The organism is Glutamicibacter sp., assembly GCF_035257265.1.
Taxonomy (GTDB): Bacteria; Actinomycetota; Actinomycetes; order Actinomycetales; family Micrococcaceae; genus Glutamicibacter.
Genome location: NZ_DATEXC010000067.1, coordinates 74,568 through 96,710, shown reverse-complemented (window position 1 = coordinate 96,710; position 22,143 = coordinate 74,568). Strand labels below are relative to the sequence as shown.

General features: G+C 56.5%; 20 protein-coding genes and 2 riboswitches. Of the genes, 14 read left to right on the top strand and 6 right to left on the bottom strand.

Translation table 11 applies throughout. The annotated features are described in order from the left end of the window. Positions 1-10: 10 nt before the first annotated feature. Positions 11-120: riboswitch (glycine riboswitch) on the bottom strand. Further along, positions 121-218, bottom strand: a riboswitch (glycine riboswitch). It lies immediately after the preceding riboswitch. A 608-nt stretch (positions 219-826) separates the two neighbouring features. From VJ369_RS17810 to VJ369_RS17800, 3 genes are all read right to left on the bottom strand, one after another. After that, positions 827-1,084, bottom strand: coding sequence for a hypothetical protein (locus VJ369_RS17810; RefSeq protein ID WP_324093335.1), 258 nt, complete (start codon positions 1,082-1,084; stop codon positions 827-829). Positions 1,085-1,229: 145 nt separating this feature from the next. Then, positions 1,230-1,439: a heavy-metal-associated domain-containing protein gene (locus tag VJ369_RS17805; RefSeq protein WP_324093385.1), complete on the bottom strand. Its 210-nt coding sequence runs from the start codon at positions 1,437-1,439 to the stop codon at positions 1,230-1,232. A 152-nt stretch (positions 1,440-1,591) separates the two neighbouring features. After that, positions 1,592-1,921 (bottom strand): metal-sensitive transcriptional regulator, encoded by a 330-nt coding sequence (locus VJ369_RS17800; protein ID WP_324093334.1) that lies wholly within the window; start codon positions 1,919-1,921, stop codon positions 1,592-1,594. Positions 1,922-2,161: 240 nt separating this feature from the next. Here VJ369_RS17800 and VJ369_RS17795 point away from each other — a divergent pair, with 240 nt between their 5' ends. Together VJ369_RS17795 and VJ369_RS17790 are read left to right on the top strand one after the other, a co-directional pair. Next, complete coding sequence (locus VJ369_RS17795; RefSeq protein WP_324093333.1) at positions 2,162-3,304, top strand: lipid II:glycine glycyltransferase FemX; 1,143 nt, start codon at positions 2,162-2,164, stop codon at positions 3,302-3,304. 12 nt (positions 3,305-3,316) lie between these two features. Beyond that, the gene (locus VJ369_RS17790) at positions 3,317-4,591 is read left to right on the top strand and encodes a carbamoyl-phosphate synthase (protein ID WP_324093332.1); all 1,275 of its coding nucleotides are present in this window, start codon (positions 3,317-3,319) and stop codon (positions 4,589-4,591) included. Positions 4,592-4,630: 39 nt separating this feature from the next. On the opposite strand, the gene VJ369_RS17785 is transcribed toward VJ369_RS17790, so the two are convergent. Beyond that, positions 4,631-5,227, bottom strand: coding sequence for a CGNR zinc finger domain-containing protein (locus VJ369_RS17785; RefSeq protein ID WP_324093331.1), 597 nt, complete (start codon positions 5,225-5,227; stop codon positions 4,631-4,633). A 75-nt stretch (positions 5,228-5,302) separates the two neighbouring features. Here VJ369_RS17785 and VJ369_RS17780 point away from each other — a divergent pair, with 75 nt between their 5' ends. From VJ369_RS17780 to VJ369_RS17765, 4 genes are all read left to right on the top strand, one after another. Further along, positions 5,303-6,376, top strand: a complete 1,074-nt coding sequence (locus tag VJ369_RS17780; RefSeq protein ID WP_324093330.1) for an LLM class flavin-dependent oxidoreductase — start codon at positions 5,303-5,305, stop codon at positions 6,374-6,376. A gap of 60 nt (positions 6,377-6,436) precedes the next feature. Continuing rightward, on the top strand, positions 6,437-7,072 hold the full coding sequence (locus VJ369_RS17775) for an isochorismatase family protein (protein WP_324093329.1): 636 nt from the start codon (positions 6,437-6,439) through the stop codon (positions 7,070-7,072). 60 nt (positions 7,073-7,132) lie between these two features. Continuing rightward, a complete protein-coding gene (locus tag VJ369_RS17770) occupies positions 7,133-8,377 on the top strand; it encodes an MFS transporter (protein ID WP_324093328.1) in 1,245 nt (414 codons plus the stop codon). Between the two features lie 86 nt (positions 8,378-8,463). Next, positions 8,464-9,648: a hypothetical protein gene (locus VJ369_RS17765; protein WP_324093327.1), complete on the top strand. Its 1,185-nt coding sequence runs from the start codon at positions 8,464-8,466 to the stop codon at positions 9,646-9,648. A 332-nt stretch (positions 9,649-9,980) separates the two neighbouring features. On the opposite strand, the gene VJ369_RS17760 is transcribed toward VJ369_RS17765, so the two are convergent. Next, positions 9,981-10,646 (bottom strand): IclR family transcriptional regulator, encoded by a 666-nt coding sequence (locus VJ369_RS17760; protein WP_324093326.1) that lies wholly within the window; start codon positions 10,644-10,646, stop codon positions 9,981-9,983. A gap of 158 nt (positions 10,647-10,804) precedes the next feature. Between VJ369_RS17760 and VJ369_RS17755 the strand changes: the two genes are divergently transcribed. Together VJ369_RS17755 and VJ369_RS17750 are read left to right on the top strand one after the other, a co-directional pair. Next, the gene (locus tag VJ369_RS17755; RefSeq protein ID WP_324093325.1) at positions 10,805-12,709 is read left to right on the top strand and encodes an FAD-dependent monooxygenase; all 1,905 of its coding nucleotides are present in this window, start codon (positions 10,805-10,807) and stop codon (positions 12,707-12,709) included. 89 nt (positions 12,710-12,798) lie between these two features. Beyond that, positions 12,799-13,533 (top strand): AAA family ATPase, encoded by a 735-nt coding sequence (locus VJ369_RS17750; protein WP_324093324.1) that lies wholly within the window; start codon positions 12,799-12,801, stop codon positions 13,531-13,533. Positions 13,534-13,557: 24 nt separating this feature from the next. Here the strand turns inward: VJ369_RS17750 and VJ369_RS17745 are convergent, their stop codons facing one another. Beyond that, positions 13,558-14,502, bottom strand: coding sequence for an MBL fold metallo-hydrolase (locus VJ369_RS17745; protein ID WP_324093323.1), 945 nt, complete (start codon positions 14,500-14,502; stop codon positions 13,558-13,560). Positions 14,503-14,690: 188 nt separating this feature from the next. On the opposite strand from VJ369_RS17745, the gene VJ369_RS17740 reads away from it, so the two are divergent. From VJ369_RS17740 to VJ369_RS17715, 6 genes are all read left to right on the top strand, one after another. After that, a complete protein-coding gene (locus tag VJ369_RS17740) occupies positions 14,691-16,412 on the top strand; it encodes a CocE/NonD family hydrolase (RefSeq protein WP_324093322.1) in 1,722 nt (573 codons plus the stop codon). A gap of 391 nt (positions 16,413-16,803) precedes the next feature. Next, positions 16,804-17,550, top strand: coding sequence for a GntR family transcriptional regulator (locus VJ369_RS17735; protein WP_324093321.1), 747 nt, complete (start codon positions 16,804-16,806; stop codon positions 17,548-17,550). Positions 17,551-17,932: 382 nt separating this feature from the next. After that, positions 17,933-18,916, top strand: a complete 984-nt coding sequence (locus tag VJ369_RS17730) for a phosphotriesterase (RefSeq protein ID WP_324093320.1) — start codon at positions 17,933-17,935, stop codon at positions 18,914-18,916. A 53-nt stretch (positions 18,917-18,969) separates the two neighbouring features. Then, a complete protein-coding gene (locus VJ369_RS17725; protein ID WP_324093319.1) occupies positions 18,970-19,923 on the top strand; it encodes a phosphotriesterase in 954 nt (317 codons plus the stop codon). Between the two features lie 58 nt (positions 19,924-19,981). After that, a complete protein-coding gene (locus tag VJ369_RS17720) occupies positions 19,982-21,091 on the top strand; it encodes an NAD(P)/FAD-dependent oxidoreductase (protein ID WP_324093318.1) in 1,110 nt (369 codons plus the stop codon). A 32-nt stretch (positions 21,092-21,123) separates the two neighbouring features. Further along, on the top strand, positions 21,124-22,047 hold the full coding sequence (locus VJ369_RS17715; RefSeq protein WP_324093317.1) for an alpha/beta hydrolase: 924 nt from the start codon (positions 21,124-21,126) through the stop codon (positions 22,045-22,047). Positions 22,048-22,143: the final 96 nt, after the last annotated feature.

Here is a 22,143-nt window from a genome sequence, read left to right as displayed (position 1 = left end):
GTTCTTTGTTCCTCCCCAATCTGTTTGAAGACCTGAGAGTTTTCACCTTGACCCGTCATTGGGTGCAAGGTTTGCTCCGTCGGTGAGTATGGACAAGCCCATACTACTTTCCAGATTTGCCTTATCGTGGCGGTACGGGGGCCTGAGAGTTTCCTGGGGAGGAATTGCTCCTACGGCGCCCGCCCTTGGCTGGGGCGGATCTCTCCCGCCACGCGTCAACGGCAAGTAACTTGTGATAGCTGTCACAGTATGCCCATGTTTTGGTTTGTGAAGCAAGCCAAAGGAATTCTTTGTTGCGGGTTTGCGGTGGATGCGCCGGGTAATTTCGCCGTCGCGCTGGAACGAAAGATCTTGCGGAGAACTGATCTACGACTCGGGGTTGTTATATAAAGCACTAGTTGGCATGACAATTAAAAATCTGAAGAACGCTCTTGGGGCTTGAAAGCAGTGCTGACGCCTAGGTTTAAATGTGCAGAGCTGGGAGATAGCTTGATCTTTTCGGCGGCCCGTAACGTTTCGTATTATTTAGAATTCGAGTTATGGCTCACAGGAACTCTGCGGAGCGTGCACGTTTCGGCGTTCTCTACGTCTAGTAACTGGACATGAACCTCGGGCCGAAGTATGAAGCAAATTCATGGAACACCCGGATAAATCCGAAAAATCTGGTAATTAAAACCCAAGGCCCAGTTCATTGTGAACTGGGCCTTGGAACATCACTCGCACCTTTGAGGAAGGTAATTACGACTCTAATCACCGTGGCTGTTTAGCGACTGTGCGTCAGGTGCTCATTGGCTAGAGATGCAGGGCAATCGCTCAAGTGCGTGAGTTACTTCTTTTCCTGCTTGTCGGTGGCTAGTACGGCCTCCGTGTAGCGGCGTTCAAATTCTTCGGCGGAAACTGATTCGCGTTCCACGCGGAATGACGATTCTGGGATTCCGAGAACCGCTGCGATCAAGCTACGAGTGTACCCAGCAATCTTGCGGGACTTGCGTGTGGAAGTGACATGGTCCAGTTCGGGAACCCAAATGTTCCACCATCCGGCCTGCTTGCCTACGACTGCCTTGAATACGCGTTGCTCGTTCACCTGTTGTCCTACTTTCGTGGAAGTTCCGACCGTGAGGCCAGCAGAAGTCGCTGATCTGCAACTTGCGGTCTTTTTGATACTCCATCATGGACTAGGCTGCGACAAGTTTGAATCGCGGCGGCCGCTAGCCCTTAGGGGGAGAGAGCTAGTTGCTGACCGATTCGAGAGTGTAACCAGCTTCTTCCACTGCTGCTCGAAGCGCTTCTTCTTCGATGGTGCCCGAGGTTTTCAGCAGGGCCGTGGAGATGCCTTTCGCGTCCAGGATGATCTCAACGTCTTGCACGTTCGCGATTTCCTTCAGTTCCTTGGATACCGATGAGACGCAGTGCCCACAGGTCATCCCCGAGATTTTCAACTCAGTTTGGGAGGTGGTCGGCGCGCTATCCGGGCGAGGGATTATCTGCAGGCCTTGGCTTGAAGAGTTTGAATTATCGGAACAGCCGCAATTGCAAGCGTGGCTCATATTTTGCTCTCTATTCTTATCGGGTGGATTGGCAGTTCTGTCGGCTAGCGCAGAAGCCGGGAAATTGCAGCCGTAGCTTCGGAGATCTTGTCCTGAACAATGCTAGGGTCCCCGGTGCTCAGTGACTCTTCGGCGGCGCCCACCACGCAGTGGCCGATATGGTCCTCGACCAGCTGCAGGCTGACCTTGTGCAGGGCGGCGTTAATTGCCGAGATCTGCGTGAGGATGTCGATACAGTATTTGTCTTCATCCACCATGCGGGCAACCCCGCGAACCTGCCCCTCGATCCGGTTGAGGCGTTTGCGCAAGGCATCTTTTTCCGGAGTGTAGCCATGCGGCGCCACTGGTTCGGCAGTCTTTGTCTGAGAGTCCATGTAGTAATAATACCCCCTTGGGGTATAGAATGCACGCGTGAGCTCGATGACACCAAACTCGTCCCTGAGCCACGAACCTAATCGGCATTGACGCCACTGAGCATGTCCATTTGCTCACAGCTTGAGATCGTTATTTGACTAAATACCGCTACAGAACCCGCGAAGACGCAACACCTTGACTCATTTGCTTGCCATGCATCATCCCCGGGGTGGCAAGCAAACCGCGATAGGCTTTTACCTGTGAGCCACAATGAACTTCGCGTGCGTCCAATATCAAGCACCGAGCACTCCGCGTTCCTTGCTACCGCGCAAGATGTCAGCTTCCTTCAGCGTCCCGAATGGGCGCAGGTCAAGGGAGGCTGGCGAGGAGAATCTCTCGGTTGGTTTGATGGTGAAACCCTCGTCGGTGTCGCCTTAATCCTGCACCGGCAAGCGCCGGTAATTAAAAAGACCCTCGCCTACATCCCAGACGGTCCGGTCATAGACTTCGACAGCTATGACGCGCGAACCGTCCTTCCACTGCTGGCCAGCTACCTGAAAAACCGCGGTGCCTTCCAGCTACGCGTCGGGCCAGGGCTGTCGGTGCGCACCTGGGGTGCTGCCACCGTGCGCAAGGCATTTGGTAAAGACGAGCTCGCCTCGCTCGCCGATCTGGAAACCGCATCGGTCAACGAGAACGCGCGCAAGCTCAATGAAGCACTGAGCGATCTGGGATTCACCAAGCAAGACGTCGGTATGGACTTTGCCGCCGGCCAGCCAGAATACGTGGCAAGAGTGGCGCTGCAGGATCCGGCAGGAAACCAGCTGGATACCGATCAAGTGATGGCTTCCTATTCCTCCACCACCCGCAACGAAACGCGGAAGTCGCTCAAGAGCGAACTGCTGGTTGAAATTTGCGAAACCAAGGACATGGCACGCTTCCATGCTCTGTATAACCACACCGCTGAACGTCAAGAATTCACCGGTCGCCCGTTGAGCTACTTTGAAAAAATGCACACGGTACTGAATATGGCGGTACCCGGCTCCTGCACGCTCTACGTTGCAAGCCATGAGGGTGTAGATCTTGCCTCGGCGATCGTGCTGCGCTCCAGCAACCTTGCCTGGTACCTCTACGGTGCCTCGTCCTCAGAGCAGCGTAAGCTCTTCGCCCCCAAGGCCATCATGCATCACATGATCTCCGACTCCATCGAAGCCGGCTGCAAATATCTGGACCAGGGAGGCGTCAGCGCAACCCTGGACGGGGACCACCACCTGTCGGGGCTGACCAAGTTCAAAACCAATACGGGTTGCGACATCGTGCAGACCAACGGCGAGTGGGATCTGGCACTGAACAAGCCACTTGCCTGGGCCTTTGAGAAGTACATGAACTGGCGAGCGAAGTAGGAACTAAACCCCATGGCTATTGAGAACTCACAGCCTTTTGTCCCTGTCATCCTTGGCGGCGACATCGGCACCTACACTCTGGCGCGCGAATTTTATGAGGCGTACCAGGTGCGCTCGGTCGTAGTGCCGGCCGCCGGCAACGGAGTCATTGAACACTCGGTAGTCATCGAGCTGCACCCCATTGGCTCCATGGTTGATGAAGTGCGGGTGGTAGCCGAACTTATCGCCCTTGCCGAGCAGCTCACCGGTGAAACGGTTCGCCCGTTAATGCTCTTCGGATCTTTGGACTTCCACATCATGCTGATCGCCAAGCATCGTGCGCAGCTCAGCGAATACTTCGTGATTCCTTACCCAGAGCTAGAAATCATTGAGGCTGCCGCCCTGAAGGAGAACTTCTACGCGCTCGCCGAACGAATGGGGATCGCGCACCCGCGCACCGCCGTTTATCGGGCGGGTGATGACCTGTCCGCGATGGCCGGGTCGCTGACCTTCCCGTTGATTGGCAAGCCGTCGAGCTCCGGTGATTGGATCGCCGCAAAGTTCGCTGGCAAGCAAAAAATCCACACGCTGGAAAACTTGGCCGAGTTAGAAGATCTGCTGGGACGCATTGATGCCAGTGGTTACACTTCTGGCTACATTCTGCAGGAGTACGTTCCAGGTTCTGATGATGCGATGCGCCTGTGCACCTACTTTGCTACGCAAGAAAAGAAGGTAATCTTCGCCGGATATGGCGAGGTGGTCATCGAGGAGCATGCACCTTTGGTGTTGGGTAACTCCGCGGCCATAGTCACGGGCCGCAATGACCAGATGGCCGTAGATGGTGCCCGTATGCTCGAGGAACTGGGCTGGCAGGGAATCGCCATGATCGACGCAAAATATGATCATCGTGATGGCCTCGTGAAGTTCTTTGAGATCAACCCGCGACTCGGGCGAAACCATTATTACCTGACCGCTGCAGGAATTAATCCTGCACGCTTTTACGTCACCGAATTCCTCGGCGAAGACTTTGACTCGTCCAACCCGCAGACCGATGCGGTGATTGATACCGGTATTGGAATTCTTCAGTTGCGTGCCGAGCGACTATTCACCGTTCTGCCGCACCACCTGCTGCGACGATTCCTTGACAGTGACACCGGACGGAAAGCCGCCGCGTTGCTCAAGGCGGGTAAGGTCTCCAACCCGCTGAAGTTCAAGGAAGAAAAGCATCCGCGTCGCCGGGTCTATCTGATACTCAACGCAGTGAATCATTACCGCAAGTACAAGAAGTTCCCGCCGCGTAGTTTGTAGCAACGTACGTCAGTTCAACTCTCAGCCTAGGCTTCGTGCCTAGGTTGAGCTGTTTAACGCGTTCTCACGTTTGCGCGCGTAAGCGCGTGCGGCACGTACTCGGTCCCCGCATCGGGTGGAACACCATTGGCGTCGTCCGTGGGTTCGCAGCATGAACCTTTGGCAGGGCTCTGCTTCGCACTGGATCAGAAGCTCGGCTTCCGCGGAGGCTAGGAGTGCCACTGCATCTTCGGCAATGACCGACATCGCGTGTTCAACGAGCAAAGTTACCGGATGTTCGGCTGCCCGGTAAAACCCTGCGTCAGCGGAATAATGCAGCAGTGAAATATGTGGCGCGACGGTCAGTGCCTTATTGATCCGGTCCACGACCTGCTGGTCGATTTTTTGGTTTGCTGTCTGCATCAGGAAGATGTCCTGCAGATCGCTGCGCAGCCCGCAGAGTTTACTTTGGCAGTAGGTCAGGAGCTGTTCCCTGCCGTCAACGAGGTCTCGTTCAACGAGCCATGCGGTGGTTGCTTCCGGCGAATCCAGATGGTCAACAATTTTTCCGCCCGGAAGGTGAACCATGCTGTTAACTAGCGCAAGACTCAGGTGTGCTGGCGCCCCCGGCGCGGGTGGAATTGGTACTTGATTCATACTTCTCATGTTAGCAGTAGATATTTGACGTGAGAACGTGTTATTTTCGTATCACGCTATAAATAAGAAATATCCGTGATAAAAGAGATTTCATTGCATCCCGCACCAAAGTTTGGTTCCGCTCCCTTCGCACTCAACGCCCATACCGGCGGAACAGTCGGTGTGGGCAGAACGGTCCAGCAAGGCCTGACCTCGCTGATCAATCTCGCGCGTCAGGCAGATGAGCTTGGCTATCACCGTTTCTGGATGTCAGAGCACCACGCGATGCCAGGACTGGCGGTATCCTCACCTCCGCTGATGCTCGCCCGGCTGACCGCAGAAACACAACGGATCCGCTTGGGCGCAGGCGGCGTAATGCTTCCAAACCATGCCCCGCTAGTGATTGCCGAACAGTTTGGAACTCTTGAAGCACTTGCCCCCGGACGCATCGATTTGGGACTGGGACGCGCCCCCGGCACCGACCACGTCACCGCAGCGGCGCTGCGACGTGGCGACAGCGCGAATGAAAACTTTCCGCAACTGGTGACCGAGCTTATGGGTTTTCTGCACGACGACTTCCCAACGGGCCACCACTTTGAAAGCGTCCATGCAGTTCCCGGACCATGGCAGGCCAAGGAAAACCGGGTGCAAGCACCGACGGTGGCTCCTGAACTATGGATTCTTGGTTCCTCGCCCTATTCGGCGCAACTTGCAGCGAAACTTGGCCGCCCCTACGCGTTCGCCCTGCAGTTCGGCGATGCTGACATCCACAGCGCGATGCGCATCTACCGGGAAAACTTTGTACCCTCGGCCGTGCTGGACGCCCCCTACTCGATGGTCAGCGTCTCCACGATTGTTAACGAGGATCCTCTCGAAGCCAAACGCCAGGCAATGAGCATGGCCATGGGAATGCTGCGCATGTTCAAACGCGAGTCCTTCACGCTATTTTCCCCAGCCGAGGTTGCCGCTTTTGACGGCACGCTCAATGAACAGGCAATTATCGAGATGTACACCAACCGGGCCTTCAGCGGCACGGCCGATACCGTGGCCGCGCAGCTGGAACAACTTCAGGAGCAGACCGGGGTAGATGAAATCACCTTGGTTATCGGCACCCATGATCCCGAAGCAGAAGTGCGTACATTGCAGCTTCTGGCCAAGCACTACCGGTAAAACAGCAACTACGCTGTGCACTAGCAACTAAGCCCCACAAAAGATCTGTAGGAGAACACCATGACCAACCCGCGCCGTGCCCTCATCGTCATCGACGTACAGCAGGAATACTTTGAAGGCCTGCTGAAAATTCAGTACCCACCACGTGAACAGTCGCTGGAGCGCACCGCTCAAGCGATCGACGCGGCACAGAAGGCCGGAATCCCGGTGTACATCGTGCAGCACCAAATGCCTGCACAGGCTCCGGTCTTTGCCGATGGTTCGGATACCTTCAAGCTGCACCCCGAAATTGCGCAGCACGCAGATCAGGCCACGCAAGTTTTCACCAAGATGTACTCCAGCGTCTTCGCCGGGACGGATTTGGCAGCGTGGTTGCGTGAAAGCAATATCGACACGATCGCGCTCACCGGTTTCATGACCAATAACTGCGTGATCGGTTCGGCGGCAGCTGCCGAACCGCTGGGTTTCAGTGTTGAGGTGCTTTCAGATGCCACCGGCGCCATCGACATTGCCAATGACGCAGGTTCCGCCAGTGCGCAGCAGGTCCACGAAACTTTGATGGCACTGTTGCATTCCAACTGGGCCGCGGTATCGAGCACGGACCAGTGGATGAGCGCACTGAACTCAGGCACTGCCCTTGAAGGTAGCAATCTCATCGTTTCCGCAGCGCACGGGCACGAACAGCACCAGAAGTAGTATCTGCGCGCGGTGGTCATCAAGGGATGCTTCGCTCAGGTTGCTGGCTAGGATGACTTTATGGATCCCAAACACCCGGCACTGCCTAGGGGCTTTAGCGCGTTGCTGCTCATTGCCATGATTCTCGCGGCAGTAAATTTGCGCCCGGCTGTCACCTCGCTGGGCGCATTGCTGGATCCGGTCATTGAAGACTTGTCAATGAACGGGTTTATCGCCGGGATCATCACCGGGGTACCACCATTATGCTTCGCCATACTTGGCCCGCTAGCCCCGCGCCTTGCCGGCAAGCGTGGACCCGAGCTAGTGCTGGTGGGCGCAATGCTCGCAATTCTCTGCGGGTTGGTCCTGCGCTCGCTCGCCTTAAATACGTGGGTATTTTTCATTTTCACCGCATTTGCGCTTGCCGGGATTGCCGTGGGAAATATTCTGATGCCGGTGCTCGTCAAACGCTGGTTCCCCAACAAAATTGGACTGGTCACCGGCTCGTACACCACCGCTGTAGCACTTGGTGCCTCCGTCGTGGCGGCGGTTGCGGTTCCAGTTAATGACGCCCTCGGTGGGGCCTGGCGAGGTGGCCTGGCGCTGTGGGCGATTCCAGCATTGATTGCGACGCTGATCTGGGCAGCGGTGTATTTCGGTTTGCGTCATCAGATCACCCAGCTTCAAATGCCGGCGCCCAGGACTCAGGTCTCAGCCCCTGCAATGGGGTCAATGAGCCGAAACTCCACGGCTTGGTGGATTGCGCTGTTCTTTGGTGCGCAGTCAACCGTCGCCTATATTTTGATGGGGTGGGCGCCGAAGATATTCACCGACTTCGGAGTGGACCCGGCCTATGCCGGAGCACTGCTTGGCGTGATTCTTGGCGTGGGCGTCCCGCTGTCTTTCATCATGCCTGCCCTGGCGGCGAAGTTTTCCCATCAAGGTCCATTGGTGATCGTCAACGGAATTGCCGGGATAGCAGCCATTGCCGGATTGCTGATCGCTCCGGTCCAGGGTGCGTTTATCTGGGCGGTACTTCTTGGTATCTGTGGTTCGAGCTTCCCCTTAGCGCTGACGATGATCGGTTTGAAAGCGCACACGGCCGCCGGAGTGAGCAAGCTTTCCACCTTCGGGCAATCCGTTGGATACCTGATCGCCATCCCCGGACCATTCCTCGTCGGTGCATTGCATGAGACCACCGATTCCTGGACCCTGCCGATACTGCTCATTGCAGGTTTGATCCTCTTCCAAACCTTCACCGGGATTATGGCTGGCAGGCCACGCTTTGTGGAGGACCACGGGATAGCAACCCGCGTTGATGCGTGAGTTCGTTAAGCGCTAATAAGTCACGCTGAACGCTTTGTACTACTAGCATCCCGAAGAACATGCCGGAGGAGACATAGACTGAAAGCGTGGAAGAAAAAGGCAGCCTGCGCATTCAAAGCATTCTCTGGGCAGCGGCCCTATTTCTGGCCGTGATGCTCCTGTCTCTGGTGAGCCAACCAGCTGGCGGTCAACAAGAAATGACCGCTGCGTATCTGGTGACCGCTGGGGCATTTGCCGTTGGTTTCGGCGTTCTCAGCGTTTTGCGACATCGATTTGCACGCACCTCTTGGCTGGTAGCAGGACTGGGTATCTGTGTTTGGCTGCTCGTGGCCATGCCCCGGATTGCGATACTTCCACCTTTGCTGTTCTTTCTCGCCGCGATCACCCTGGCTGGACACCGCATGCTGTCTTATCTGGGAGCCTTAGCGGTTTTTCTCGTGATGAGTGCGGTGCGCTTAGCGCAGGGGGCATCCTTCCAAGATCTCTTCGACTTCGAGTTGCTGGCCTATGCCTCGTTGTCTGCGCTGGTTATTCTTTATGCCCAGTTGCGCACCACCCGAGAGGTAACGCTGGAACATCAACGCCGCGTTCGGGAGTTTGCCGAGCGGACCTCAGAGGCCGAAACGGAACAAGGACGGACATTGCACCGTTTGAAGGTTTCCTACCAGCTGCATGACGAGTTGGCACATAATTTAGCGGTAGCTTCTTTGCATACCAATGCCGCGTTGGATGCTTCGTCTACCGATACACGCACGGCGTTGAGCTTGATCCACGTTCGGCAGGCGGTGACCGGAGCAATGACCGCATTACGCAGAACGTTCGATACCTTGGGTCAGCAAGAAGCCCCCGAAGAACTCACTGCAACCATTGAAGACATTGAACGGATTGCCACTTCGTTGCGGGATACCGGCATTGAAGTTAGCATCCACAGCTCAGGTCTTGGCCAGGCGGAGAGCTTCCCGCAGCTGGCCATGCGCATAATTCGAGAAGCTGCCACGAACGCGGTGAAGCATGCTGATCCCACCCAAATGGTGATCTGGATTAAGGAAGAAACCGACGAAAGCCAACCTCCGCACTGGGTAGTTTCCGTCCGCAATAACGGTGTCCGCCCCGTGCATTCGCAGACTCCTAATGGGCATGGTCTGGCACGCCTACGCGCGATGACCGAGGCCGAAGGCGGAACCATGGAATGGGGGCGGTTGGCAACAAACTTCCTTTTATCTGCGACCGTCCGAAAGGACGTTGAAGAAAACCCGGGACGAAATTCTTAGTATCCCGCTGGACTCTCAATCGCACTAGTGAGCGGTGGTTCGGGCTGCCTCTAGCCCGGCGGGCAATCCCGGCGTAGAGTGAAAGCACGATTTGGCGGGGCCACGGCGAGCACGTCGAGGCCCGCACACACTGGGAGGTCGAAATGGGAGATTTTCGGGCATACACCATGGAAGAGCGGGCCACATATTTGGCACCGTCTTGTGCGCGTTGCGGTCAACACCGCCACGTGGTGTGGGAAAAAGTAGAAGGAACCGAAACTTACCTGCCCCGAGACTCCGGTTGCTCCAACGAAGCCTGCACCGCATAGCGAGTTGACCGCGGGCAGCAACTCTTAGGCTCGCACGCCCAAGCTGGCGGAGATTCGCGCGGAAGCGGCGGTAAGTTTCAGCGCCACATGATTTTGGTCCAACTCCTGCGACAGGTAAATCACCGCGATTGCCCCGGGCTTATGCTGCGGCAGGTTGACCGGCACTGCGATTGAGGTGAGCCCGGGGATGACCTCGTCATAACTGAACTCGTAATCCTGTGCTGGGTACTGTTCCGGGTTGAGCTGGGAACGGATCACGCGTCCCGGGGCACCGTTGTCGATAGGGTGCCTAGTTCCCGGGCGTTGTGCCACGGTGGCATCTGCATGACGCGGTTCGGCGGTGCTCAACGTGACCGCAGCTTCTCCGTCGAAGACTACTAGTAACGCGGTCATCTGCAGTTCGTCCGAGAGTGTGGCCAGGTGCGGGGTCGCGGCGGCCTGTAAAGACTTAGAAGCATTGCGCGCTAAGGCGCCGAGCCGTGCTCCCAATTCCAGATCTCCGGAGGGCGTACGCTCCACAAAGCCATATTGTTCGAAGGTCTTCACCAAGCGGTATGCCATAGAGCGGTGAATACCTAACTCTTCGGCCAACTCGGCGACGGTCAGCGGGCTGGGGGACTCGCCGATGAGCGTGAGTGCTTTGAGTCCGCGGCCCAGAGTCTGGGATCCGCCTTCGGTAGTTTTAGTCATTTTTAGTCTTTTCGCCGTGCACGGAAACGCATGATGGCCGCCATGATGTGATCTGCGTCTTGCCCCTGAGGTCAAGGATAGCTACGATTGTATCTATAGTTACAACAGTGTCGCAACTATAGAGACAATCTAGTGTGTGGCATTCCTAAGGAGTAAAAATGCAGATCCATCACAAAGGCTATGTTTCCGGCGATCCACGCGTGAAGCCAGCTGCCGGTTACGGCATTGACCGCTCGGAAGAAATCCCCGATGAGATGGATGTGCTGATCGTGGGAACGGGTCCAGCTGCCGCGGTAGTCGCCGCCCAGCTCTCGCGCTTTCCCAGCATAAATGCCCGCGCCATTGAGGTACGCCCGGGCCGCTTGCAGGTGGGCCAGGCTGACGGAATTCAAGCACGTTCGGTAGAAACTTTCCAGGCCTTCGGCTTCGCTAACGAGGTCATCGAAGAGTCCTACCGCAACGTGGAGATGTGCTTCTGGACCCCGGATCCGCAGAACCCCGAAAACATCATCCGCCACTCACGGGCCGCCGATGACTCCACCGGTATGAGCGAATTCCCGCACATCTATGTCAACCAGGCCCGGATCCTGGACTACTTCCTCCGCGACGCCGAACGAGCACCGGGCAAGATCACCCCGGACTACGGTGTGGACTACCTGGACTGTGAAATTGATCCGGCCGCCGAATTCCCGGTCACCGCGCGCATTAAATATGTGGCCGGAGAACTTGCCGGGCAGGAACGCAAGGTCAAGGCAAAGTACCTCGTCGGCGGCGACGGCGCCCGCAGCGCGGTACGACGTTCCTTGGGCCACAAGCTGCACGGTGACGCCTCGCTGCACGCTTGGGGTGTCATGGACATTATGCTGAACACCGACTTCCCCGATATTCAGGTCAAGTGCTCAATTCAGTCTCACGATGCAGGCAACATCTTGTTGATCCCACGCGAGGGTGGTTACCTGGTCCGCGTGTACGTAGACCTTGGTGAACTGACCGCCGAGGACGCCGGGGCCATCCGCAATACCCCGGTAGAAGACATCATCGCCACCGCGAACCGGATTGTGCACCCTTACAGCTTCGACGTGAAGTCCGTAGCTTGGTTCTCCGTATACGAGGTTGCCCATCGCATCACCGACGGCTTCGATGATGTGTCCGAGGAAGAGCGCGGCACCCGTACGCCACACGCATTCATCATGGGCGATGCCTGTCATACCCACTCCGCGAAGGCCGGTCAGGGCATGAACGTGTCCATCCAGGACGGTTTTAACCTCGGCTGGAAACTTGCTGCCGTACTTGAAGGCCGCGCCCCGGAAGCCCTGCTGAACACCTACGCGGAAGAGCGCAAGGTGATCGCGCAGAACCTGATCAACTTTGACAAGGAATGGTCCTCGCTGATGGCCAAGCCGGTCGAGGAATGGGAAGACCCGGACGAGCTGGAACGCTACTACGTGAGCACCATGGAATTCCCTGCCGGATTCATGACTCAGTACACCGAATCGGCGATCACCACCGGTCTGGAACACCAGAACTTGGCCCCGGGCTTCCCGGTGGGCAAACGCTTCAAATCTGCCGAGGTCATTCGCCGTGCGGATAACCGTTGGCGTCACCTGGGCCATTTCCATGAAGCAGATGGCCGCTGGCGCGTCTACGCTTTCGCAGATCAGGCGGCTCCGGCACTGGCTGGCACGCCGATGGCTGACTTCGCCGCCTGGTGGAGCAAAGATGCTGCCTCGCCGCGCAAGCTGTATACGCCTAGCGGCGTGGATGAGGATGCGGTCTTTGATCTGAAGGCCATCTACCAGCAGGATTACACCGAGGTTGAACTGCACGATGTTCCCAAGGCTTTCCAACCGCTGAAGGTGCCTTTCGGCCTGCATGACATCAACCAGGTCTTTGCTGCCGGGCATGGCCGCGATATCTTCCGGGAACGTGAGATCAGCAAGGAAGGCGCCATTGTGGTGGTCCGCCCGGATCAGTACGTTGCAGGGATCTTCCCGTTGTCCGCGCACCAGGAAATTGCAGACTTCTTTGCCGGAAATATGGCTGCGCTAGAAGCTGGCGAGTAAGACAGAATCGAAGCCGCCGAGGCCAGCTGTAAGTTTGCAGCCTGGCCTCGGCGGCTTTGTTGTACCTGGCCCTTGGTAACCTCGAAGGTATGAACCAGCCCTTCCAAATGCTTCCGGTGCGCAGGGTCCAAGAAGATCTTGAATCACCGGCGGATCGAAACGTGTGGCCCGCGACGATTCCGGCGGTACGCCAGATCCTCGACGACGGGTTGGAGCTATCCCAGCTGACCATCTTCGTGGGTCAAAACGGTGCCGGGAAGTCAACGCTGGTCGAGGCGATTGCCGAAGCCTTCGGGCTCAATGTAGAAGGCGGAACGCAGAATTCCCGCAACCTGAGATATGACAATGAATCCGCGCTGGGGGAGCATCTGAAACTAGTGCGTGGTGCTGGAGCATCGGGTGCCGGAGTGTTCCTTCGAGCCGAAACGATGCATGGTCACTTCGCCTACCTTGAAGACCTGGACCGGGAAGATCAGAAGAAGCGCGGCTTGCATAACCTGCAAAGCCATGGCGAATCATTCATTGAATTCTTCACCTCGCGTTCCGGCATTAACGGGCTATGGGTCTTTGATGAGGCGGAATCAGCACTGTCTTTCGAAGGCAGTCTCACGCTGCTCTCGCATATCTCAGATCTGCTGGCCACGGGGTCTCAGGTAGTACTCTCCACTCACTCGCCGATCCTCGCGTCACTGCCGGGCGCCGACATTTATGAGGTCGGGCAGTGGGGGCTGCGCCGTTGCACCTATGACGAGCTGGAAATGGTGCGTAACTGGCGATTGTTCTTGGATGCTCCAGGCAGGTTTCTGCGCCACTTTGAGCGCTAGGAACCCTGCCGGAAGTGGGCTGAGCTAGGCCTTCGCAGCGTGAGCGAGACGTCGATAAGCTTCCATTGAGGTGAAGAACGGGGAAGGTTCTAATGTCGGGTCACCCTGGTAGTTCATTGCCTTGGCCACGGTGGCGAAGGGTGCGTAAGGGGAGTCCTTGCAATGTGCGGCGGTCAGTGGCTGATCATCAAAAGCCTGCGCGATACGAGATTCAATTTCAAGGCTTTCGTTCAGCACCCGTTGTGCCTGCAACGCATCCAGTTCTACTTCGTAGGGAACGCCTTCGCTATTGCGGTAGCGGTGTCCGAGGAAGAGCCTGGTGGGTGCAATCTCATCACGCAGTGTTAACAGCGATTCCCGGTAGGCTTTCGGATCTTCGAAGCCGGGGAAGCCATTGGCTGCACCCATGATCTGCACGGTATCACCGACAAACACGTCCTTCTGGCCAAGGATTTCATAAGCCACCGAGCCAGGGGTGTGTCCGGGGGTGTGATGCACCTTGACCCGGATACCGTCTCCAAGTTCGAGGATTTCCCCGCCATGAACCAGAAGCGTGGGCTCAAATTCTCCGGAGATCGCTTCCTTGGCCATCGCGTCTTGCGAAGTAATTCCTTGCGGATCGTTGAGGTATTGCTCGCGGAAATCGACGTATTTGTCCACGTGGGCTTTGCGGGTACGAAGCAGATCCGCGTCCGCCTCATGGATGACTACTTGAGCTTTGCGCCCGGTCATTTCCCACAATGCGTAGGCGCCACCCATGTGGTCAATGTGTCCGTGAGTCAGCAGGATCCAGCGCACGTCTTGGATTTTGCGACCAATTTCTTCCAGCGCCGGAGCCATGCCCGTTTCCGGGGAGAGGGTTACCCCGGTGTCGATAATGGCAGGTCGCGGTGCATCGATGAAATAGCTGTACAGGCCAAAGCGACCCCAGGGGGAGACCAGCGTGTGTACGGGGGTGGGAGTGCTCATCTGTTCTCTCCTAGAAAGTTGGGCTAATGCCCACGGTATTCCAGCTACCGGCAGCCATACCAGCGGCAAGGGTTTTGTGGCCTGTTGCACAAAACTACTTTAGTATAATAATATGTAGTTGTCACCCTTTGGTGTTCTTGCAACAAAGGATCTGGTGACCCAATGCTGATCTAAGGAGTTGCCCACCCATGGCTGGTTTCATCACATGGAATGCAGGCGGCGAGACCATCGCCATTCGCAAGGACCTGCGCGTTCCAATGCGTGACGGGATTACCCTCGCGGCGGACGCCTACCAGGGGCCGGAAGAAAAACCGCGTCCAGCACTCGTGGCGCTGAGCCCCTACGGCAAGGAATTGCAAGCGCTTGCGCTGACCACCCCGCCGCAACGCCGGCCGTCGCCCATGTGGGATGGATGCATCGAGGCCGGTGACATTACCCGGATCGTCAAAGAGGACTATGTGCACGTCATTGGTGACCTGCGCGGTTCCGGGTACTCGGAGGGGGAACACATTGGTAACTACAACGCCGGTGGTGTGTCACTGGGTGAAGATGCTTATGACTTTATTGAATGGGTTGCCGCGCAGCCTTGGTGTGACGGCAACGTGGGCATGGTTGGTATCTCCTACTTCGGCTCCATGCAGGTGCTCGCCGCAGCCGAACGCCCGCCGAGCCTGAAGGCGATCTTCGTCTCCGGCGGTCACTACGACTTCTATGAAACTACTTACCACGGCGGAATCATGTGGTTCATGCCGCGTGCAGCCCGAGAAGGCCGCGGTGGGGATTCCGGCTGGGCCTTCACCGACGGGGTGAAGTCCCGGATGCTAGAAACCTTTAGCGGCGAGCAGATTAAACAAATGGTAGCCACACGTCTTCAAGACCCGGATGTGGCCGCCTGGCCAAACCTCGTGCATACGCTGACTTACCCGAAAAACCATGAGGCCTGGTTCGACATCGTGATGAACGAGTTGGACGGCGACTGGTATGAAGAGCGCAACCCCATCACCTTGGCATCAAATATCGACATCCCGGTCTGGCTTCAGCTGGATCAGGGGCGTGGTTGGACGCTGGATGGCACCATTGAGCTGTTTAACACGCTCAAGGGGCCAAAGAAGCTGGATATTGGTCCTTATCCACCGATGCAGTCGCGGCCCTTTATCGAAGAACATGACAAGATGTTCCGCTGGTACGACTACTGGCTCAAGGGTATCGATAACGGTGTCATGGATGAGCCTGCGGTCAACGTGTTCGTCGAAGGGTCACGCACAAACGTCACCGCCGAGGTCTGGCCGCCGAAGGAAGTGGACTACACCAACCTGTATCTGCGTCCGAGGCGCAAGCTCTCTACTGAACCTGAAACCATGGGACTGGAATATGCTGCCCCGGATGGTTTCTACCAGGCACCGCTGACGGTGACCGACAAAGTGGAAATCATCAACTGGGAGACCCCGGTGTTCGAAGAGGCTACCGAAATGATCGGTACCGGAGCGGCGCACATTTTTGCCGAGATTGACCAGCCGGATACCAACTTCATTCTGCGTCTGTGGGATTACGCGCCTAATGGCAAACGTCAGCTGATTACTACCGGCTATCTGAAGGCTTCGCACCGGGAGCTAGATGAGGAACGAAGCGAATTGGGTAGCCCAATCCACCCGCATACGCATACGGAACCAGTTGAGCCAGGTGTGATCGAAGAGTATGTGATCCGCCTGTACCCATTCGCCAATACGTTTATGCCAGGTCATAAGCTGGTCGCCGAGCTGTCCAACAGCGAACCACTGGTTGATGAGCATAATTCGCTGCTTCCACCGGACGCTTTCCACCTGCCGGTGGGCCGTCCGGTGACGCACAAGATCTATCGCGACGCGCAGCACCAGTCGCGTTTGGTACTTCCGTTCACCGCTCAGGCGTAGTGCGGTAGGCAACTGAAAGAGCGCGGATGCCACGGATAATCTCCGTGGCATCCGCGCTTTCCTAGCGTTCGCAAGGTAAGTGGAATCAGCTGCCAGCCAAGACTTCCAGAGCCTGTTGGAGTTTGTCTTTGCTGCTACATAAGGTCCACAGCAATAGATTTTCGTGGGCTGTTCGGCGCTTCACAGCGCGCAAATTAATGATTTCGTACTGAAAAGCTCCTCCTTGAAAAGGGGATTCTCGAATAAATAGTGATGGCAGGTAGCCTAGATTCAGGAAGGCTAGTGCGAAATCCTCCCAAATTCTCCGTGGGCGAGTCTCGTAATCCATCACCTGTTGTGCTCCACGAGCGGGCAACACTTTCACATTAAATTTTTTGACAGAGGTATTTCCATGAGTCCGCAAGCGAGTATTGACGCGTCATCTGGAGTGCCGCTTTACCGGCAGATCAAGGACATCCTGCGCAATGAAATAGTGAAGGGAAAGGCTGACCCGGAAACGCCCATCACTGAAGCTCAGCTACTTGAGCGCTTCGAAGTTTCTCGCGCTCCGATTCGCCAAGCGTTAAATGAGCTGGTTGCGGAGGGCTTCGTGTACCGCAAACAGGGTAAGGGAACCTTCCCTATTGCTGGTGCGCGAGTCCAGCGTCCGGCGAACATTCGCCCTGGTGCGCTCTATCAGTATCTCGAAGATCAAGGGCTTCACCCTCAGTCTTCGGTACGAAAAGTAGGCCGCATACTTCCGCCGCAAGAAGTTATCCAGGCACTCAAATTAGAGTCTGGCGAAAGCTTGCTGCACTTTATTAGGCAGATCTCGGTCGATGGTAAAACCATGCTCGAGGCGGAAGTTTACGTGCGGGTGCCGGAGTCATTTGACCCGAGCGTTGAAGATCTGGAATCTACCGGTTCAGCGTTTACTTTGCTTGAGCGGGACTTTGGTATCTCGCTAGATCACTCGGCCAATGAGGTATGGGCAACCGCCGCGACGGAGGAGCAGTCCAATAGCCTCGGCGTCGCAAAAGGCGATCCACTGATGACTATCGAGACCATTTTCTACACCGTTGGCGGGCTTCCGGCCGGTTACCGCTACGCAGTTCACCGTGCCGAAGAGTTCAAGTACAAATTCGTATCCAACGGATAAAAAGCCATCGCTGAGCCTGAGACTTCGGCGTCGATGTACTAAAGTTTTTTTGAATAATTTTATCCTCTGAAAATCAGAAAATACCATCTAGATGCGGTTTGACTAGGCCTAACGATGTAAATTTTCAGGTGAGGTACGGCACAAGTTCTGGTTGACTTTGTTATGATAATATGCGAAATTAGAAGTACGTTGTAAGCTAGCTCACCACGACGAGGCGATGTACTACGGCCAGGGTTTTACCTTCGGCTTCCCGGTCCATTGATTCTTCCTCAATGCTTGTCGCCACTCCTATTACCAGCACCTAATGTGCCGAGTGCGACCACTAAGACTTGAAATCAAACGCATCATTACCTCGATGCGTGGTCCTTGAAAGGTAGATCAAATGACGGAAGCGAATCTAGCATCCGGCCATGTTGCCCACACGGTACTTGGCCCGGTACCGGTAGAAAAACTCGGTGTTGTCGCCGTGCACGAAACCTTACTGAGTATCATCCCAGGAGCAGAATATGCCCCGGACATCACCATCGATCGTTCGGAGATCTTCGAGATCATTTCCGCAAAACTCGTCGAGTTCCGGGAAGCCGGCGGTGGAACAGTGGTTGATTCCGCCGGAATGTTCCACGGCCGCGATCTAAAGCTCTACGAAACCTTGGCCCGCAGTACCGGTGTAAACATCATTGCCTCCACCGGTCTTGGACCAGAAGAAATGCTTGGCGGCTACTTCCTCACCCCACAGACGAATCCGCCAGCACCATGGCCCGCAGATAAGTTCGCGGCACTATTCTCCAAAGAAATCACCGAAGGTATGGTGGTGCCTCGCCTCGAACGCCGTGGCAAAGCAGGACTCATCACCAGCATTGCTGCCACCTCAGGAATGACAGCTACCGAGGAATCACTGTTCCGGGCCGTGGCTCGCACCTCCCGTGATACCGGCGTGGCCGCCTCCATCCGTTTCGGTGTTGATGCAGTGGCAGAGCTGAAGATCCTTCGCGAAGAACACTTGGCGGGGGACCGGATCATTGTGGGTGGACTTGACCGCAAGGATGCCCAAGGTGACGCACTTGAAGTCGCCCGTTTAGGCGCCTACGTCGGCATCGATCACGTCGGAACCGAAGACCACAATGCTTACCTCAGCGACGCCGAGCGCGTAAGCCTCGTTGTCGAATTGATCGAGGAGGGGTTCGTTTCACGCATCCTGCTGTCTTCGAACGCCATCGGTGTTGCCAAGGGGCACGCAGATACGCAGGTTTCCTATGACTACGTCCTGACCAGCTTCGTGCCGCTGCTCAAAGCCCAGGCAGTCACCGATGAGGACATCAACCGCATCCTGATCGAGAACCCACGCGAACTACTCGCGGTGCGCTAAGCGCTGCTCTTTAGCCGCACCAAGCACCCATACATTCTTAGAGGTAAAAGACAATGTCAAAGGTAAATACGGTCCTTGGGACCATCCCGGCAGAAGAGCTTGGACTTGTGGCAATCCACGAGCACATCGGCTACGGAATGCCCGGCAGTGAGCTGGACTCCACCTGGTGGAAGACACCAGAACAACGCTACGAAGAAACCGTGCCTAAACTGCGCAAGTTCCACGAGTACGGTGGCGGAACTTTTGTTGACGCGACCGGCATCTGCAACGGACGCGACATCGACTACTACAAGTCGTTGTCGGCAAAAACTGGGGTCAACATCATTGCTTGCACCGGTTTTGTCGGTGGGGACACGGCGTTGCCGCACTTCGCCAATGCTTCGGTTCAGTACCTCGCCGAGGTCTTCATCCACGAGATCACCGTCGGCATCGGTACCACCGGGGCCAAGGCCGGGGTCATCAAGGTCGGTGTCTCCCGAGGAGGCAAGATGACCGAACTGGATAAGAAGATCTACCGCGCCGGCGCTCGCGCTGCCGTGGCCACCGGAGTGCCTATCCTGACTCATCTGGCCATTGACCCGGAACCGGCCATCAAAATCTTTACTGATGAAGGATTGGATCTGGACCGAGTTCTCTTCGGCCACGCCGATGACGGATTTAACGCTGATAACACCCCCGACCTTTGGCTAGCCGAGCAGGGCGGGCGCGTAGGTTTTGATACTTTCGGTTACGAAACCGAGCTGGAAGATCCGCCATTCTGGGCTCGTCCACGCCAGGAACGCCTAGATCACTTCATGCGTTTCATTAATGCTGGAAATATCGACAAGGTATTGGCCGGCGTCGACGCGAACTGCTCGCCACTGGGCTGGCCAGGCGTTAAAGGGCACACCGTGAACTACATCTTCGAGGACTTGATTCCTGACTTGCGCACCGCAGGGTTGGACCAGGATGCCATCGACAAGATCTTTGTGCACAACCCAGCCAGCTTCTACTCCATCACTAAATAGATCGTTAGATCACCACATACTTCCAGCAACGTGGCTGGGTCAAGAAAGAGAACTAATCATGAAGGCATCACAGCTTCAGAACCTGTCCGTGGCAATTATCGGTGGTGGCTACGGCGGAGCCACCGCGGCACTTGCGCTGGCAAATATCGGCATCAAAGACATCACCGTCTATGAACAGGCCACCCAGTTCGCTCAGGTGGGTGCAGCCATCGGTCTGCGCCCCACCAGTATGGATCTGTTCCGCCAGTGGGGTGTTTTTGACACCATCGACAAGGTCTCGGTACGTTCGAACCTTTTGAACATTCTCTCCGCGGACGGCAACGTGGTACTAGCCGAGGAGGAATGGCCGGGACTGAACGACTATGGACAGCTCACCCACTGCCATTTGATCCACCGCGCAGACTTCATCGATGCGCTGCTCGCAGTCCTGCCAGCAGGCACCATTAAGACCGGTCATCGCCTGGTGGATCTCGTGGACAACGGCGAAAATGCGACCCTCACCTTTGAAAACGGCGTAGTCGTCACCGCCGACCTGGTGATCGGTGCCGACGGCATCCGTTCGGTGGTCCGCAAGAAGCTATTCTCCGACGCAGAACCGGTATTTTCCGGCGAGCATGCCTACCGTGCGGTGCTCCCGACGGAAAAGTCGCTGGGCCTGGACCCGGACAACAATCCTCGTTTCTACATGGGACGCAATGGCACGGTGGTATACAACTTGCCGCTGCCTAACCGCCGGGAATTCTCCTATGACATCACCGCGAAGTCGGCAGATGGATCATGGGCTCCGGAGATTACTAACGAAGATCTGGTGCGAACCGTCGAAGGGTTTGATGAGCGTATCGTCGAGATTGCCCGGACCATCGATGTCTCCACGATGACGTGCCGTGCGGTCTTTGACATTGATCCGGTAGAAAACTGGCACACCAACTCCGTGACGCTGCTGGGCGATGCCGCACACGCCATGCTGCACCACCAGGGCCAGGGCGCTAACTCGGCCATTCAGGACGGCGGTGCTTTGGCCGATGCCCTGCTGGCAGCGCAAACCGTCGGCGAAGCGCTGACCGCGTTCCAAGAAGTCCGCAAACCAGTCACCGATGAGCTGCAGCGCATCTCCCGCGATGGCTGGCAGCCTGAGGAAGTCGAATCGGCTTTCCCAGGCCAGAAGTAAGCTCAGTCCAAGCAACGTAGAAGAGGTAGACCATGGCATTGCACCCACAGATTGCGCAGTTCATCGCCAACCTTCCGGCGGCAGATCACAGCCCGCTGGATCCGGTAGCCGCCCGCGCCGCAGAAGCAGCACACGTTCCGGCTTTAGCAGACCGACTGCCTTTACAGAAGGTCGAGGACCTGGTGGCGAGCACCGAAGCAGGTGAAGTTCCGGTTCGGATCTACACGCCGACCGAGGGGGACAGCTTTGGCATCGTAGTTTACCTACACGGCGGAGCGTTCTTCTCGGGCAGCCTGGACACCCACGATGCAACCGCTCGCTCGCTGGCTAAAGCTTCGGGTTTTAAGGTCGTTTCGGTGGGCTTCCGTTTGGCTCCGGAACATGCATTCCCCGCAGGACTGGAAGACAGCTATGCGGTAGTGAAGTGGGTTGCCGAACAGGGCGAGAAACTGCAGTGGGATGGCAAGAACCTCGCAGTTGCCGGTGACAGCTCCGGCGGCACCTTCACGGCGGCAATTAGCGCCATGGCCAAGGATGAAGGTTTCGACAAGATCAGTCATCAATTGCTCTTCTACCCTTCCTTGGATCTCGACTTTGACGAGTCACGTTATGCCTCGCTGCGCGAGAATGCGACCGGCTACGGTTTGGAGACGTGGATGTTCAAGCCGCATAATTCCTTCTACCTGGAGAACGGTGCAGATCCAGCAGACCCTCGGGTCTCACCGATCAAACGTGAGGATTTTTCCGGACTTCCAAAGACTCTGGTGATCACCGCAGAACATGATCCGCTGCGTGACGAAGGGGAGCTGTACGTTGAGCGCCTGGCGAAGGTCGGCGTAGACGCGCAGCTTGAACGTTTTGACGGTGCGAACCACGGCTTTGTGGTGAACTTCGCTTGGATTCCCGAATTTGCTCGCGTCTTCGAAACCGCTGGCAAATTCCTTTCCGAGGAATAGCAGAACTTCGGGTTCGCTACGGCTTAACTCCGGTAGTGAACCCGAAACCTATCTAGATGTTCGTTGGCATGGATAACGTTAGCCATGAAGTCCGGA

What these genes read in the sequence shown, in the direction of transcription:
- VJ369_RS17775 (WP_324093329.1), top strand. Translation starts at nt 6,437, where the DNA reads ATGACCAACCCGCGCCGTGCCCTCATCGTCATCGACGTACAGCAGGAA.
- VJ369_RS17770 (WP_324093328.1), top strand. Translation starts at nt 7,133, where the DNA reads ATGGATCCCAAACACCCGGCACTGCCTAGGGGCTTTAGCGCGTTGCTG.
- VJ369_RS17750 (WP_324093324.1), top strand. Translation starts at nt 12,799, where the DNA reads ATGAACCAGCCCTTCCAAATGCTTCCGGTGCGCAGGGTCCAAGAAGAT.
- VJ369_RS17715 (WP_324093317.1), top strand. Translation starts at nt 21,124, where the DNA reads ATGGCATTGCACCCACAGATTGCGCAGTTCATCGCCAACCTTCCGGCG.
- VJ369_RS17745 (WP_324093323.1), bottom strand. Translation starts at nt 14,502, where the DNA reads ATGAGCACTCCCACCCCCGTACACACGCTGGTCTCCCCCTGGGGTCGC.
- VJ369_RS17740 (WP_324093322.1), top strand. Translation starts at nt 14,691, where the DNA reads ATGGCTGGTTTCATCACATGGAATGCAGGCGGCGAGACCATCGCCATT.
- VJ369_RS17755 (WP_324093325.1), top strand. Translation starts at nt 10,805, where the DNA reads ATGCAGATCCATCACAAAGGCTATGTTTCCGGCGATCCACGCGTGAAG.
- VJ369_RS17785 (WP_324093331.1), bottom strand. Translation starts at nt 5,227, where the DNA reads ATGAATCAAGTACCAATTCCACCCGCGCCGGGGGCGCCAGCACACCTG.
- VJ369_RS17760 (WP_324093326.1), bottom strand. Translation starts at nt 10,646, where the DNA reads ATGACTAAAACTACCGAAGGCGGATCCCAGACTCTGGGCCGCGGACTC.
- VJ369_RS17735 (WP_324093321.1), top strand. Translation starts at nt 16,804, where the DNA reads ATGAGTCCGCAAGCGAGTATTGACGCGTCATCTGGAGTGCCGCTTTAC.
- VJ369_RS17800 (WP_324093334.1), bottom strand. Translation starts at nt 1,921, where the DNA reads ATGGACTCTCAGACAAAGACTGCCGAACCAGTGGCGCCGCATGGCTAC.
- VJ369_RS17730 (WP_324093320.1), top strand. Translation starts at nt 17,933, where the DNA reads ATGACGGAAGCGAATCTAGCATCCGGCCATGTTGCCCACACGGTACTT.
- VJ369_RS17720 (WP_324093318.1), top strand. Translation starts at nt 19,982, where the DNA reads ATGAAGGCATCACAGCTTCAGAACCTGTCCGTGGCAATTATCGGTGGT.
- VJ369_RS17790 (WP_324093332.1), top strand. Translation starts at nt 3,317, where the DNA reads ATGGCTATTGAGAACTCACAGCCTTTTGTCCCTGTCATCCTTGGCGGC.
- VJ369_RS17725 (WP_324093319.1), top strand. Translation starts at nt 18,970, where the DNA reads ATGTCAAAGGTAAATACGGTCCTTGGGACCATCCCGGCAGAAGAGCTT.